At 59.5% G+C, this 14,099-nt stretch carries 17 protein-coding genes; 10 read left to right on the forward strand and 7 right to left on the reverse strand.

Translation table 11 applies throughout. The features are described from left to right. The 5 genes from VNC39_RS05910 to VNC39_RS05930 all read left to right on the forward strand — a co-directional run. The coding region (locus VNC39_RS05910) for a hypothetical protein (protein ID WP_325397145.1) at positions 1-397 on the forward strand (397 nt) is incomplete at its 5' end. A gap of 130 nt (positions 398-527) precedes the next feature. Beyond that, complete coding sequence (locus VNC39_RS05915) at positions 528-716, forward strand: hypothetical protein (protein ID WP_325397147.1); 189 nt, start codon at positions 528-530, stop codon at positions 714-716. 219 nt (positions 717-935) lie between these two features. Next, positions 936-1,121: a hypothetical protein gene (locus tag VNC39_RS05920; RefSeq protein ID WP_325397149.1), complete on the forward strand. Its 186-nt coding sequence runs from the start codon at positions 936-938 to the stop codon at positions 1,119-1,121. Positions 1,122-1,194: 73 nt separating this feature from the next. Beyond that, a complete protein-coding gene (locus VNC39_RS05925; RefSeq protein ID WP_325397151.1) occupies positions 1,195-1,362 on the forward strand; it encodes a hypothetical protein in 168 nt (55 codons plus the stop codon). A 238-nt stretch (positions 1,363-1,600) separates the two neighbouring features. Next, positions 1,601-2,419 (forward strand): class I SAM-dependent methyltransferase, encoded by an 819-nt coding sequence (locus tag VNC39_RS05930; protein ID WP_325397153.1) that lies wholly within the window; start codon positions 1,601-1,603, stop codon positions 2,417-2,419. Here VNC39_RS05930 and VNC39_RS05935 read toward each other — a convergent pair. After that, a complete protein-coding gene (locus VNC39_RS05935) occupies positions 2,416-3,585 on the reverse strand; it encodes an acyltransferase family protein (RefSeq protein ID WP_325397155.1) in 1,170 nt (389 codons plus the stop codon). The two genes, VNC39_RS05930 and VNC39_RS05935, sit on opposite strands and share 4 nt — an antisense overlap. Before the next feature lie 843 nt (positions 3,586-4,428). On the opposite strand from VNC39_RS05935, the gene VNC39_RS05940 reads away from it, so the two are divergent. After that, the gene (locus tag VNC39_RS05940; protein ID WP_325397157.1) at positions 4,429-4,635 is read left to right on the forward strand and encodes a hypothetical protein; all 207 of its coding nucleotides are present in this window, start codon (positions 4,429-4,431) and stop codon (positions 4,633-4,635) included. Positions 4,636-4,779: 144 nt separating this feature from the next. Here VNC39_RS05940 and VNC39_RS05945 read toward each other — a convergent pair whose 3' ends face one another. Then, the gene (locus tag VNC39_RS05945) at positions 4,780-5,061 is read right to left on the reverse strand and encodes a hypothetical protein (protein WP_325397159.1); all 282 of its coding nucleotides are present in this window, start codon (positions 5,059-5,061) and stop codon (positions 4,780-4,782) included. 16 nt (positions 5,062-5,077) lie between these two features. Between VNC39_RS05945 and VNC39_RS05950 the strand changes: the two genes are divergently transcribed. Continuing rightward, positions 5,078-5,521 carry a hypothetical protein gene (locus tag VNC39_RS05950; RefSeq protein WP_325397161.1) on the forward strand — a complete coding sequence of 148 codons (444 nt, stop codon included), beginning with the start codon at positions 5,078-5,080 and terminating at the stop codon, positions 5,519-5,521. Between the two features lie 155 nt (positions 5,522-5,676). Here VNC39_RS05950 and VNC39_RS05955 read toward each other — a convergent pair whose 3' ends face one another. The 4 genes from VNC39_RS05955 to VNC39_RS05970 form a co-directional block, all read right to left on the reverse strand. Next, the gene (locus VNC39_RS05955) at positions 5,677-6,528 is read right to left on the reverse strand and encodes a class I SAM-dependent methyltransferase (RefSeq protein WP_325397163.1); all 852 of its coding nucleotides are present in this window, start codon (positions 6,526-6,528) and stop codon (positions 5,677-5,679) included. Positions 6,529-7,261: 733 nt separating this feature from the next. Next, positions 7,262-8,290, reverse strand: coding sequence for a phosphotransferase family protein (locus tag VNC39_RS05960; protein ID WP_325397165.1), 1,029 nt, complete (start codon positions 8,288-8,290; stop codon positions 7,262-7,264). A gap of 14 nt (positions 8,291-8,304) precedes the next feature. Beyond that, complete coding sequence (locus VNC39_RS05965; protein ID WP_325397167.1) at positions 8,305-9,078, reverse strand: SDR family NAD(P)-dependent oxidoreductase; 774 nt, start codon at positions 9,076-9,078, stop codon at positions 8,305-8,307. Beyond that, entirely contained in the window at positions 9,075-9,257 is a 183-nt protein-coding gene (locus tag VNC39_RS05970) for a hypothetical protein (protein ID WP_325397169.1), read from the reverse strand. Before VNC39_RS05970 ends, VNC39_RS05965 begins: the two co-directional genes overlap by 4 nt. A gap of 31 nt (positions 9,258-9,288) precedes the next feature. Here VNC39_RS05970 and VNC39_RS05975 point away from each other — a divergent pair, with 31 nt between their 5' ends. The 3 genes from VNC39_RS05975 to VNC39_RS05985 are packed head-to-tail and all read left to right on the forward strand — an operon-like array spanning position 9,289 to position 12,478. Beyond that, the gene (locus VNC39_RS05975) at positions 9,289-10,572 is read left to right on the forward strand and encodes an acyl-CoA dehydrogenase family protein (protein WP_325397171.1); all 1,284 of its coding nucleotides are present in this window, start codon (positions 9,289-9,291) and stop codon (positions 10,570-10,572) included. A gap of 41 nt (positions 10,573-10,613) precedes the next feature. Continuing rightward, entirely contained in the window at positions 10,614-10,949 is a 336-nt protein-coding gene (locus VNC39_RS05980; protein WP_325397235.1) for a carboxymuconolactone decarboxylase family protein, read from the forward strand. Continuing rightward, positions 10,946-12,478: a UxaA family hydrolase gene (locus VNC39_RS05985; RefSeq protein WP_325397173.1), complete on the forward strand. Its 1,533-nt coding sequence runs from the start codon at positions 10,946-10,948 to the stop codon at positions 12,476-12,478. The genes VNC39_RS05980 and VNC39_RS05985 overlap by 4 nt, the downstream gene beginning before the upstream one ends. A gap of 140 nt (positions 12,479-12,618) precedes the next feature. On the opposite strand, the gene VNC39_RS05990 is transcribed toward VNC39_RS05985, so the two are convergent. Further along, positions 12,619-13,983: an MFS transporter gene (locus VNC39_RS05990; protein ID WP_325397175.1), complete on the reverse strand. Its 1,365-nt coding sequence runs from the start codon at positions 13,981-13,983 to the stop codon at positions 12,619-12,621. Positions 13,984-14,099: the final 116 nt, after the last annotated feature.

Genomic DNA, 14,099 nt, shown 5'->3' on the forward strand with positions numbered 1-14,099 from the left:
TAGAAAAAATTCTGGAGACGGAAGTATGATCGGACGCGATTGGCTGGGATATATCGGCTTTCTTACCAACAGGATATCTGAGGCGGAGGATGCCGATGACAAGTTACAGGACATTGAAGATTGTTTTGCAGCGATCAACACCCTTGCGGCCGATACCACGGCCAGCCCAGAAGATCGCAAGACCGCGTGTGAACTACAAGCCGCATTGTCTTCGCACGTTCGGCCCCACATCGGAGCGGCCATAGCCGCACTAGCAAAAATCGCCAATTCAGATGTCGCTGAGCCTGAGGAGAGGGACGAAGCAAGAAAATATCTTAAGCATGTAACAGAGAGACTGCGCGAACAGGGCAGTGACATTAGTCAATGGGTAAAGCCAGAAACCAACCGCCTCCATTAATAAATGGTTCCCGATTGGTCCGTTACTTGATTCGTTGTTTGTGGACCACCAGTGCCCACGGTGGTTGTTCAAAACAGCCAAACCGCGCGAATCCCGGCCAAAGCTCAAATAAAATAACAGCAGGTGGATTATGAACATCGAAGAAGTCAAGATTGCCAGTGGTTTGTCAGATGCCAGCCCAGACGACCACGCCACGGCTGCTGGCCTGGATTGGAAACGGGAGGCGGGCGAGGGGGTGGAGGACTTCCGATTAAGGGTAGTTGCCGAGGCTCGGGCCGCGGGGGCGGATTTCGTTATTTTCGGGGGCTTGCCCCTTTAGCTAGATGGCTCGCGATCACTGAGCGATCCTGGACCCGTGTGTCTATGCGCTGATATGCGCCGGTATGGCACGTAATTTAATGGGTGGGTTTGTGGGATATATAAACGCAAATAATAATCAATTGATTTTACTAAGTAATTAGACATATTAAGCGGACATCTCCTCCGCCAGAACCCCTTGCACACCCCTGCATCCCTGATCAAAAAAGCCAAGCTTCCCGTGACCGAGATCGAGACCGGCCATGTGACCAAGATCTTGGAGCCGATCTCGACAACCAAACCCGAGACAGCCTCCCGCGTGCGGGTGCATCAAGACGGTGCTGAGCTACGCCACGACGCATGGATCACAAATCACCTAAAAGCTGCCCCTCATCTCCTGACAAACAAGGAAGGAAATAGCATCTAACGGTTTCCCTAAAGCGCACCCGTCTCTGCCTGCTTAATGCCTCCGCACGCACACTCAAGCACTGGAGGTTTGGATGAATTTGACCATCAAATCTGAAGCTACGCCGCTAACGGGACCCGTTCCAAAATTCGGTTCCATCGATACGTGGTGCTCCCTCACGGGTATGGGACGCCGTGCCACGTATGCCGCGCTTGGTCACGGCACCCCGATGCTGATCAATATCGAGAAGGGACTGGCCTAGCTGGAATCTCAGCCGCCCGGGCAGATCAAAGCGTCTCTCTCGCCGTCTAACCGGAAAACCCACATGACAGATATTATAGCTTCCGCTGACGGGTAGCGAACGTGTAACCATTCTGCAGATGCAGAATAGTCTACTGACAAAATGCACTGCACCTCTATCGGCGATCGTATCGCCATTTGCAGCTCTCGCCAGAGCTGTTATAGTTTTCGGAGCAGAAACGATCCAGGAAAGAGTGGCGATGGCGATTGATTTGGCATCGGGCATCAATATGCCGACCGAAAAGTGGATTGATCTGAATGGTAGGCTTGCATTCGAAAGTCCAGGCCTGGCGGTCCATGTGGCTCCCTTTCCTCCCCAGGAGCTTATGTACATAGTTTCGGGCCTGACTTCGGAGCGGGATTTTGCGGCCCATGGCATTGCCATCTACGAAGCTCTTCAAAAGGCAAGTCCAAAACCTCTTTCAGAGTTTTCTGACCTTTTTGATTTTGGGTGTGGTTGTGGCCGGTTGGCGCGTATGTTCAAAGGCTTTAAGGGGAACATGATCGGTTGCGACATCGACGCGCGGCACGTCGAATGGATCAACAAAAATTTCTCTCATATGAAGGCCGTTCTCTCGTATCCGAACGCCGCGTTGCCCTTTGGCGATGAATCGTTCGACGGCGTGATCAGCATCTCTGTTTTTTCGCACATGGATGAAAGAGCTCAACGATTCTATCTATCGGAGCTGAACCGGATTTGCAGGCCGGGGGCTTATCTGTTCCTGACGACACACGGAGCGCGGGCGCTGGAGCGCGCAAACGCTGAAACCCGTATCTTTGAGATGCTGTCGATTGACCGCGAGGCGCTTAAGACGGCGACAAGAAAGATCCGGGACGGCGGGTTCCATTGCATCGTCCAAGACGAGGGACATTTGACTTCGGACGATTATCAATATGGCATCACATTCATTGCCTCAGATTATGTGAGGCGAGTGTGGGGCGAATACTTCGAAGTGGTCGGGATCACGGATGGCGCAATTCACGATTTTCAAAAAATAATAACCTGCAAGAAGCGCTAAGCGGAAAATGTTTGGTGATGCCTTTCCTCAGACGCGACTGTTGGTGGCGAGGCCAAGACGTATGTAGCGATGTCCGTAGGTTGCCTAAACGACTTTTCAATGAATCTTCGGGCCCGAGAATATGTCGGAACCTCGATAAGGTAGTGGCACAGCGCGGCTATAAGCAGGATCGCACCAAATACGCAGAGAAATTTCGCGGGTAGAATTGGACCGGGAAATTGCATGCTGACGAAGCGTAGGATCGGATCATGAACCATATAGATCGCAAAGCTTATGTTGCCGAGGATAACCGGGAGGCGAAGCGAAAGTAGCCGCGCGAAGCCGCCATGGCTCACAGAAAACACAGCTATAAGCAGCGCGAACGAAGGAAGTCCTCCTGCGGTCGCAACGTAATACGCCCATCCAGATCCTACATAAACATGCCACCAGCGCGCTATAATCGGAATGGACAAGCTATTGATGGAAACGCCCAGAAACGCCACGACCTCAAGGGTCGTCCAGAAGATGAAGGGCCGGCTGTTGTGTCGCAAACGGCTCATCGCCTCACACAGCACGACGCCTGCAACAAACTCTGGCAGGCGAACGAGCGGATTGACCGCATAGAGGCCGTCATTAAATGAAGCGTCGAGGTGCAACGCTGCCATGAATGACATGTAGGTAAAAAGAATAGCAAGGACGGCGAGCGCAACAAGAAGAGGGGCCCTTTTGGCGCGCACGCAAATTATCGCGAAGGCGGCATAAAAAAACATCTCGTCTGAAATCGACCAAGATGGCGCATTCAGTGAGAAATAGTGATCGCTGAGGGGAACCCACGTTTGGACCAGGGCAAGATTTTCGACCCATATTGGAAAGGCGACGCGATGGGTTGCCCAGTAAAAATATCCTGGGATCGCAAGAAAAATGGCCAGAGATACTATATGCATTGGCCATAATCTTGAAAACCGAATCGCAACAAATTTTAAAACGGAAAGCGAATTCGCGTTTTTCCGGTAGGTGTGCTGCATGATGAAGCCGGAAAGCACATAGAAAAAAGACACCGCCTGATACAATTGGAATTTGTTTAGAAACGACACCCCGATGAGGTGGAAGCCCGTGGCGTGAAGCGCGAGCACCGCAGACGCCGCGAAGAACCGCAGCGAAGTCAGCGGTTTAATGTTTTCTTTCATGCAGGCTCCCTTGGGGCCGGTTCTTATCTATCCCGTCGCTCGCCTCGCCACATGTGCGCCAATTGTTGCGTTTGTCAACCATTTCTAATCCGGTATTATCTGCCGCCTTAAAGCTAACCCAAGGATTCCCATGCCCCCCATCCAATCCGTGCCCGGCTTGGTGGCTGGCGCCGCACGCTCGCTTGTGTCCTGGTTCACGTGCCGAATTTCGGCGTGTCAGCGAGGAGCCCTGACATTGCAAGAGAAATTAACCAACGGTTTGTTTGTAAACGTCGTTTATCAAACAAGGTAGAACGCTGGCTCGGCGATATCGTGGAAAGTCGTGCGGTGGCGGCCACCGAGATGCGCAATCATCAGTGGGGGCTGCCGTTCTCGGCATTGTTACCGGGATTGCCCATGCATCTGAACCATGAGCAAGTTCGCCGGAGCGGAAAGCGGCCGGATGGGGACAGGCATCCCATCCGGCCTAGCCCTGGCCCCCCAGGAGCGAGTGGTAGCCGTGGCTGAGGGGTTATATACACAGTAATTATGAGTCGCATCTAAAAAAGGAATTAATCAAAACGATCGCCCCGCGTCGTGAGAAGACGGACCGATTTTTGCGTGATTCGTCGCGTGCCAGGCGGTGCCGTGGTCCGGGAGCCTTTCCGGAACGCCGGTGCTGGAACTTCATCGTGCGGCAGGCGATTGAGTCGGCCCGAAATCTGGCGAATAATGACCCGGTTTCCACCTAAGGATGAAAGGCTCAGGCATGCCGGACATAGGGGCGCAGGCCCGAGCAGACACGTGGCTTGATGAGGGGGCTCATGGCCATGGGCGGCATTCCGTTCGGCGGGCGTTGATTCGATGCGGCTGAGATCCTGTCTGGTCTTGCTGGCGGCCGCGGCCGGGCTCGCCTCCTGTGCCTCCGACCCGCATGTGCAGGCTTACCGCGCGCACCCGCAATCCTTCCTGCAGGAGCTGGTCTATTGCCAGAACAACTATGCTGCCGTTGGTAACACGCCGGAATGTCGCGCGGCGTTTCGCGTGAATTCCCAGCTCTTTCCGGAGTAAGCCGGCCGGGGATCCGCGGGGGGAGTTGACCGGCCGGCGAACCCGCTCTGCCGATGGCTCACAGGGGCGGGAACAAGCGGCATCTTCACCGGTGCAAATTTGTTACAAAGGAACAGCCCCCGGAAATATTAAATGTTTAGGGCTCTAAGCCATATGATGATCGACCGGCTTGGCGCCGCGATAATGGTCTCGCATTGCTCGATCACGTCGATCTCGGACCAGCCTTTTTGCTGGCGCGATGGCGGCGCGCGCCAATCTTGGGAAACGTCCTCGTAGGGCGAGGTCACGGCAAGGATTGGTGAAAGACATGAAAGCGCGCTTTTTCGGAGTTGCATTTTTAGCGTTGTGCCTGTCAGGCTGCGCCTTGGAGGGGCCACAGCCTTCAACCGGGTTCATGCCGCAGGATGCATTCGGCAATTCGGTCATCGGGCAGGATCCGGCCATGGCGACCTTCAATCAGGCGTTGTTCGCCTTCGCACATCCGGACATGATGCAGGATCGACCGGCGCAGATGGCGCTGGCGGTGGCCTCGTTGGACGCGATGGCCGGGCAGTTCTCCACCGGCGGCCGCTGGTGGACCATGGACCCGATCGCCAAAATGCAGATGCTACAGGCCCGCACGCGGGTGCGCGCGATTCTGGGGATCTCGGAGGCCGCGCCGTCCCAGGCGGTGATCAACCAATTGGTGAGCGCATCCAAGGCGCTTGACGCGGGTGATCAGGATGCGGCGCTGCGGGCCTTGTCGGGCGGGGTGTTCACCCAGCCGGCGCCGCAGACGCTGGCGCTGCTGACGCATTTCCCGGCGGTGCCGATTGCGAACCACGCCACCGTGGCCGCCAGCCAGGATCTCTACCCGATGGGCGGCGGCGGCAGGGGCATGCACTAGGTTAGGGAAGAAAGCGGCCGCTTTTTGAAAAAAGCGGCACCAAAAACTTTTATTATGCTGGGCTATGGGCGGTGTCGCGGACAACGCCCACGGCCCAGAGTCATAAAGTTTTTTTGCTACTTTTTGTTCACAAAAAGTAGCCTTTCTTTCTCCATCTAACGCTCGCCGACGAGCAGAATATGCGCGGCCCGGTCGATGAAATGCGGGTCGCAGGCATAGCGCTGTTCCAGCTGCTCCAGATCCGAAACAAATTCGGCCTCGCCCTCGAAGCGGGCGGGGTTCCAGCGGCGGTCGGTGGCGAAGCGGCTATGGAACACGTCCAGGCCGACCAGCGAAGCCTGCCGCAGATGCGGGCGGAACAGCCCGTCGAGCTCGATGCTCGTGAAGAGGTGCGAGGTGAAGCCGATATGCTCGCCATTGAGCATGTCGATCTCCATGCGGTCGGACTCGTTATCCTGCTGGAAGTTGCGGGCATGGTCGAGCGAGTCGACATAGATGGTCGGCAGGCTGCCGGCCGCGCGCACCGTGACGAACAGCGTGTCCTGCGTCACCCGGGCCAGCTCCTGGGCCACCTGGTCATGCACGGTCACCGGAAGGTGGTTCAACACGCCGTAAAGGCACAGGCAGAGATCGAATTCCTGGTCGGTGAAGGCCGGCGCGGCGGTGACGTCGCGGACCAGAAAATGCATGCGGATGGTGAGATCGTCGAGGCCGGCGAGGCTGGATTTCGCCAACGCGATCATGGCCGGGGAAATATCGAAACCGAAGGCGTTGATCCGCTCGAAGCCGAGTTCACGGGCGCGCAAGGCGGTGCGGCGCAGCCAGGTTCCGGGGCCGCAGCCGGCATCGAGGATCGAGAGGGTGCGCCGCCCGGAGGCCGCCAGGCGCATCAGCGTGGCATCGATCCGGCGCCAGATGTCCCGGTCGGCGAAGCTGTATTGGCTGGTGAAATCGAAAAGACGGCTGGCGTCGCCGTCAGCGTAGCGGAGATAATCGGTTCCGGCCATGTCATAGGCCTGTGCGGCCTGGTTCGAAGGGACGGGTTGGGTGGAAAAAGAAAGCCGACTGGTCGTTTGAGCTCTCACAGCGTTCTCCAGATTTGTCGGAGGCAGCCTGGTGGCTGGTCCGCCAGCGGCTTACATGCCGTGCTGGCGCCGTTATAGAAAACGCGGGCGCCGTTAAGCCACCATGAGAAAGAGGGGCGCTTTGCCTAAAATGTTGATAAATTTATGCATCTCCGGCCGCCATCCCGGGCGGCAAAGGGGCGGCGACGCTGGAAACCGGCGCCCGCCCGACGGCGTAAAATTTTGATGTTTTCTTTATGCGACGGTTCGGATTCCGCATCGCGAATTTATCTGCCGGTGTTTAGCTAACAAGGCACGGACAATCGTGAGAACCGAAATTGATACCGACAACGACCTTGACCGGGACCCGACAACGGGACCGAGAAGAGAGTAAGAGTCCCAAGTCGAACACGGCTTCCCTTCTAAGGCAACAGCGCAGCGCCGTAAGACTGTGCCGCTTCGACCGGGCGATGATTTGCGGTTACGGCCTGTTGGCCTCGATCTTAGTGTTGCGCCTTGTCTTCGGCGGCGCCGTCGCCCTGCCCACAGGAAGCCAGACGGTAACCTCGCCTCATCCCGCACCGCATATGCTCGCCGCGTCCGCGCCGGCGCTCCCGACAAAATTTGTTGCGGCCTCCTGGACGGGGCATACCGAAACGCCGGCTGTCCGCCAGTATTAGCCGACCAGGTCCCAGCCGCTCTGCGCCAGCACTTTCATGACGCCATGCATGGCGATGCCCCGCGCGTCGGCGGCGTTGCCGGCCAGAGCGCGGGCATAGACGCCCTCGGCAATGGCGGCGCTGCGGAACAGCGCGAAACCGAGAAAGAATTTCCAGTCGGCGATTTCGGCCCGGCCCGTGATGCGGCAATAGAGCGCCAGCATGTCATCCTCGCCGGCAAGACCATGAGCGGCGAGGTCGAGCCCGCCATAGCCCTGTAGCGGCCCCGCGATTTGCGGCAGATGGAAGGGCATGCAGCAATAAGCGAGATCGGCCAGCGGGTGGCCGAGTGTCGCGAGCTCCCAGTCCAGCACGGCGATGATCAGCGGCTCCGCGGGATGCACCATCATGTTGCCGAGCCGGAAATCGCCATGGGTGATGGCGGTTTCATCCCGGTCCGGCAGATGCGCGCCGAGCCAGTCCATGAGTTTCGTCATAGCGGGGATATCCTCGGTCTGCGCGGATTCGTACTGGCCGCGCCAGCGCGCGAGCTGCCGCGCCACATAATTGGCCGGCCGGCCGAAATCGCCGAGCCCGCAAGCGCCATAATCCAACCGGTGCAGCCGCCCGAGGGTGGTGAACAAATCGAGCTGCAAAGCGCGGCGTTCCGCAGACGCCAGGTCCGGCATCAGCACGTCGCCGAACACCCGGCCGGGCAGAAAATCCATGACATAGAATTCCGTGCCGATGATGGCGGGGTCGGCGCAATAAAGGCGCAGCGGCACGACCGGGATGTCCGTGCCTCGCAGCGCCTGCTGGATGCGGTATTCCCGATCGATCTGATGCGCCGAAGCGAGCAGCCGGCCGGGCGGCTTTTTGCGCAGGACATATTTGTGCGTCGCGGTTTCCAGCAGAAATGTGGGGTTGGACTGGCCGCCCTGAAATTGGCGCAGCCGGGCCTGCCCGGGAAAACCTTCCAGGTGATCGCGCAGATAAGCGAAGAGGGGCGCGGGGTCGAAGCGATGCGCCGGGAGCGGTTCGATCAATGGGGCGCCGTTCGTCACAGCGCCCCGGCGATGGTGAAGCCGCCATCGACGGTCAGGGCATGGCCGTTGATATAGGCGGCGGCTGGCATGGCCAGGAAGGCGCCGACGGCGCCGATATCCTGCGGCGCGCCGATGCGCCCCAGCGGAGTCGCGGCCTCGACGTCCTTCAGGAGCGCCGGGTTGTCCCAGAGCGCGCGGGCGAAATCGGTTTTCACCAGCCCCGGCAGGATGGCGTTGACGCGGATATTTTTGGGCCCCCATTCCACGGCGAGATTCTGCATCAACCCGATCTCCGCGAGCTTGGAAATATTATAGGCGGGGGTGGCCGTACTGCCGCGCAGCGCGCCGATCGAGGAGACAAGGGTGAAACTGCCACCGCCCTGCCTGGCGATTTCCGGGAGCGCGAGATTGGCGAGCCAGAGCGTGGATTTGAGATTGACCGCCATGATCTTGTCCCACGCCCCATCGCTGATGCCCGAAAGCGGGCCGAAATAAGGGTTGGCCGCGACATTGGCGACCACCGCATCCAGCCGCCCGAATTCTTCCAGCGTGGCGCGGAGCAGGGCCGCCAGATCGTCCCGCGAGCTGGTGTTGCAGCGCAGAGCGATCGCCTTGCCGCCCTGGGCGATGATGGCATCGCGCGCGGCCTCGCAGGCATCCAGCTTGCGCGAGGAAATGACCATTGCGGCGCCATAGGCGGCCATGGTCTCGGCGATGGCGCGGCCGATGCCGCGAGATGAGCCGGTGACGATGGCAACCTTCCCATCCAGGCGAAACAAGTCGCTCATGCGGGCGTTTCCTTTAAGAAAGTGGCCGCTTTTTGAAAAAAGCGGCGCAAAAACTTTTGTTTACGCTGGGCCATGGGCTGTGTCCGGGACAACGCCCCCGGCCCAGCATAATAAAGTTTTTTTGCTACTTTTTGTTCACAAAAAGTAGCCTTCCTTTCTGATTGATTTACAGTGCCCATGGACTAACGCCAAAAAAAGAGGAACGCCGGAATGGCCATGACCTATTCGCCGAAGGTCGAGGCGCTGCGCGAGCGCGTGGCGGATTTCATGGCGGCCTATATCTATCCGAACGAGGCGGAATTATTCGCCGCGCCGGCGCGGGCGGATGACCGCTGGCAGACGCTGGCGCTTTTGGAAGAGATCAAGGACAGAGCGCGGGACGCGGGATTGTGGAACCTGTTTCTGCCGGACAGCGCGTTCGGCGCGGGGTTGAGCAACAGCGAATATGCGCCCTTGGCCGAATTGATGGGGCGCTCGCCTTTCGCGCCGGAGGCGTTCAATTGCTCCGCGCCGGATACGGGCAATATGGAAGTGCTCGTGCGCTACGGTACGCCGGCGCAGAAAGCGCAATGGCTCCAGCCCCTTCTGGACGGCAAGATCCGCTCCGCGTTTGCGATGACCGAGCCGAATGTGGCGTCTTCCGATGCCACGAACATCGAAACGTCGATCATTCGTGACGGCGATGAGTATGTGATCAACGGCCATAAAGGGTGGATTTCCGGTGCGCTCGATCCGCGCTGCAGGATTTTCATTGTCATGGGCAAGAGCGATCCCGGCAATGTGGACCGCCACCGCCAGCAATCGATGATTCTGGTGCCGAATCCGCATCCAGGGGTGACCATCAAGCGGCCGCTCCCGGTGTTCGGTTTCGATGATGCCCCGCATGGTCATGCCGAAATTGTTTTCGAGACTGTCCGCGTTCCGGCTGAAAATATTTTATTGGGCGAGGGCAGGGGGTTCGAGATCGCGCAAGGGCGGCTGGGGCTGGGGCGCATTCATCACTGCATGCGGTCGGTCGGCGCGGCGGAGCGGGCGCTGGAACGGATGGTCCGGCGGCTGGAGGCGCGCGTCGCGTTCGGCACGAGGTTGGTCGAGCAGAGCCTGTGGCGCGAGCGCATCGCGGAATCGCGCCTCATGATCGACCAGGCGCGGCTGCTTTGCCTGCACGCGGCCGATTTGATGGATCGGGTGGGCAACAAGGCGGCGCGCGCCGAAATCGCCATGATCAAAATTGTCGCGCCGAACATGGCGTGCAAGGTGATCGATTGGGCGATCCAGGCCTATGGCGGCGCCGGTGTTGCCGATGCCTGGCTTGCCAGCGCCTATGCCTGGCAGCGCATTTTGCGCATTGCCGATGGGCCGGACGAAGTGCATCGCGACCAGTTGGGGCGGATGGAGCAGAAGGCGGTGCAAAATATCGACCCCGCGCGCAGCGGCGGCGGCGCGGACATCTTCATCGCCGACGGGTTGTCGAGGCCGGGCGTCTGGCCATAAAAAATGGAAAACAACGGAGGAATAAAAATATGACTCAAACGATGAACGACTGGGCCGGCTATCGTGAAAAGCTCGGCGCGACGCTGAAAGAGCTTGGGGCAATCAATCCGGACATCCTGCGCGCCAATGATGTGATCTCCCACGCCGCGCCGAAGCCGCAGACGCTGGATGCGAAGACCAGGGAACTGATCGCGCTGGCGGTGGCGGTGACGACACGCTGCGATGGTTGCATCGCCTTTCATGCCGAGGCCGCGAAGAAGGCCGGCGCCAGCAAGGAGGAACTGGCGGAGGCGCTGGGGGTTGCCATCGCGCTGAACAGCGGCGCGGCTTTGGTGTATTCGGCGCGCGCCATGGATGCGTTCGGGGCCTCGTCATGAATGAACTTCACGCGCCGGTGATTGTGCTCGACCCCACAGACAATGTTGCGGTGGCGCGGGTGAATCTGCCTTCCGGCACAAATTTGACGGCGCCGCTTTTGCAGGTGGAAAGCGCCGTCGGCCGTGGCCATAAAATCGCGCTGCGGCCGATCGCGAGCGGCGCGCCGGTGGTCAAATACGGCCAGATCATCGGCGTGGCGACGCGCGATATCGCTGCCGGAGAACTCGTGCATACCGGGAACCTCGCCATCAGCGCGGTGAATCTGCAGCATGAGTTCTGCGTCGATGCGAAGCCGACCGATTTCGTACCCGAGGCGCGCCGAGCGAATTTCATGGGTTATCGGCGGCCAAACGGAAAAGTAGGCACGCGCAATTATATCGTTATCATCTCTTCGGTGAATTGTTCCGCCACGGTGTCGCGTGCCGTTGCCGCGCATTTCACCCGCGCGGGCGAATTAGCCCCGTTCGAGAATGTCGATGGCGTGGTCGCGCTCACCCATGCCGGGGGCTGCGCGATGGGCGTGGGCTCGGAAGGGGCGAGACTGCTCACCCGCACGCTGGCTGGTTACGCGCTGAACCCCAATGTCGGTGGCGTGCTGATGATCGGGCTGGGCTGCGAGACCAACCAGATTCCGGGCATTCTCGCCGAGCACGGGCTGAGCGAGGGGCAGGGGCTGCGGACCATGACGATCCAGCAGAGCGGCGGCACGCGGCGAACGATCGAGGCCGGGGTTGCGGCGGTGCGCGCGATGTTGCCGGAGGTGAACGCGGTGGCGCGCAGCCTGGCGCCGGCCTCGGAGCTGATGATCGGGCTGGAATGCGGCGGTTCGGATGGGTATTCCGGCATTTCCGCCAATCCGGCGCTGGGCGTCGCTTCGGATCTTCTCATCCGTCATGGCGGCACCGCGGTGCTGGCGGAGACGCCGGAAATTTACGGTGCTGAGCATCTGCTCACGCGCCGCGCGGCGACGCCGGAGGTGGCGCAGAAACTGCTCGCGCGCATCGCCTGGTGGGAGGATTACACCGCGCGCAACAAGGGGGAGATGAACAACAACCCGTCGCACGGCAACAAGGCCGGTGGACTCACGACGATTCTGGAAAAATCCCTCGGCGCCGTGGCGAAAAGCGGTTCGGCGCGGCTGGAGGCGGTGGTGGAATATGCCGAGATGGTGAAGGACCATGGCTTCGTGTTCATGGACACGCCCGGCTACGACCCGGCGGCGGTGACCGGGCAGATCGCCGGTGGCTGCAACCTGATCATTTTCACCACCGGGCGCGGGTCGACCGCGGGTTACAAACCGGTGCCCTGCATCAAGCTCGCCACCAACACGCCGATGTACCAGCATATGTCCGAAGATATGGACGTAAATTGCGGCACCATCGTCACCGGCGACGCCAGCGTCCAGCAGGTTGGCGAGGAGATTTTTGCGAAAATCCTGGCCGTGGCTTCAGGAGAGAGAAGCTGCAGCGAAGGGTTCGACTATGGCGACAATGAGTTTGTGCCGTGGCAGGTTGGCGCCGTGATGTAGGAAGGAAAGCAGGCGCTTTTTGAAAAAAGCGCCGCAAAAACTTTTTTGAAACTGGGCCCGTGGCGGTGAAACCGGCACGGGCCAAACTAACAAAGTTTTTTTGCTACTTTTTGTTCACAAAAAGTAGTGCTTCCTTTTGCTTACGCAAGCTCCCGCGCCGTGGGGCGGCGGAGGCTGACGGGTGTCTCCTCTTCCTCCTCATGCAAAGCGGGGTTTTCCAGCTTGTGATCATGTTGCAGAGACAGCGCCACGAGCATCGCGAAGCCGAGGATCACGCTGATCGCCAGCAGCGCGATCGTGTAAGATCCGGTGGCATCCTTCACCTTGCCCATGACATAGGGGCCAAAGAAGCCGGAGAGGTTGCCGAGCGAGTTCACCGCGGCAAGGCCGGCAGCGGCGGCGGGGCCGGAGAGGAACGTGGCCGGCAGCGCCCAGAAGCAGGGTTGCGAGCCGAACATGCCGAAGCCGGCGATGGTGAAGAGGATCATTTTGCCGACCGGATTGTCCACCACCGTGGTGCCGGCAATGCAGAGGCCGGCGATCAGCAGCGCCAGGCCGACATGTTCGCGGCGCTCGTGTGAGCGGTCGGAATGGCGGCTCCAGAACACCATGCCAATAATGCCCATAATATAGGGCAGGGTGGTGACGACGCCGGTCATCCCGAAGGACAGGCCGAAACTGTGCACGATTTGCGGCATGAAGAAGCTGAGGCCGTACACCGCCGCGTTGATGCCGAAATAAATGAAGGCGAGCAGCACCACGCGGGTGTTGGTGATGGCTTGCAGTGCGGAGAAACGATTGGCCTTCTCGCGGATGCGGGTTTCGGTCGCATGCCGCTCCACCAGCCAGGCGCGCTCTTCGTCGCTCAGCCATTTGGCGTCTTTCGGCCGGTCGGTGAGATAGTTGAGCACGACAAAGGAGAGCAGCAGCGCCGGAATGGCTTCCAGAAGGTACAGCCATTGCCAGTTGGCGAGGCCGAAGCCATGGACATAAAGCAGCATGCCCGAGATCGGGCCGCCGACCACGGTGGAGAGCGGAATCGCCGCCATGAACATGCCGATCATCCGCGCGCGGTAAAGGGCGGGGAACCAGATCGTCAGATAGAAGATGATGCCAGGGAAGAAGCCGGCTTCCGCGACGCCGAGCAGCACGCGCAGTGTCACGAACACGGTGGCGGGGCTCAGGCCCGTGGCATGCGAGATCTGCGGAATGAAAGCCTCGGCGCCGGCGACGATGCCCCAGCTGAACATGATGCGCGCGATCCATCTGCGCGCGCCGACGCGGTCGAGCAGCAGATTCGACGGCACTTCGAAGAAGAAATAGGCGATGAAGAAAATGCCGGCGCCGAACCCAAAGACCGTGGCGGTGAAACCGAGGTCTTTGTTCATGCTGAGCGCCGCGAAGCCGACATTCACGCGGTCGAGATAGGCAACGAAATAGCAGAGAATAAGGAACGGCATCAGACGCTTCGTGACGCGCCCGATCGTACGTGCTTCCAAGTCCATTGAGGATCACTCCTACCCTAGAAATGCCGGATTTTTCCGGCTTGTTGGTTCGCGCCGGGACTATGAAGCGTGCGACGGGATGGCGTCAACATAAGATTCTCGCAACAATTTTGGAA

Origin of the sequence: Acidocella sp. (genome assembly GCF_035535915.1) — a bacterium.
Classification (GTDB): Bacteria; Pseudomonadota; Alphaproteobacteria; order Acetobacterales; family Acetobacteraceae; genus Acidocella.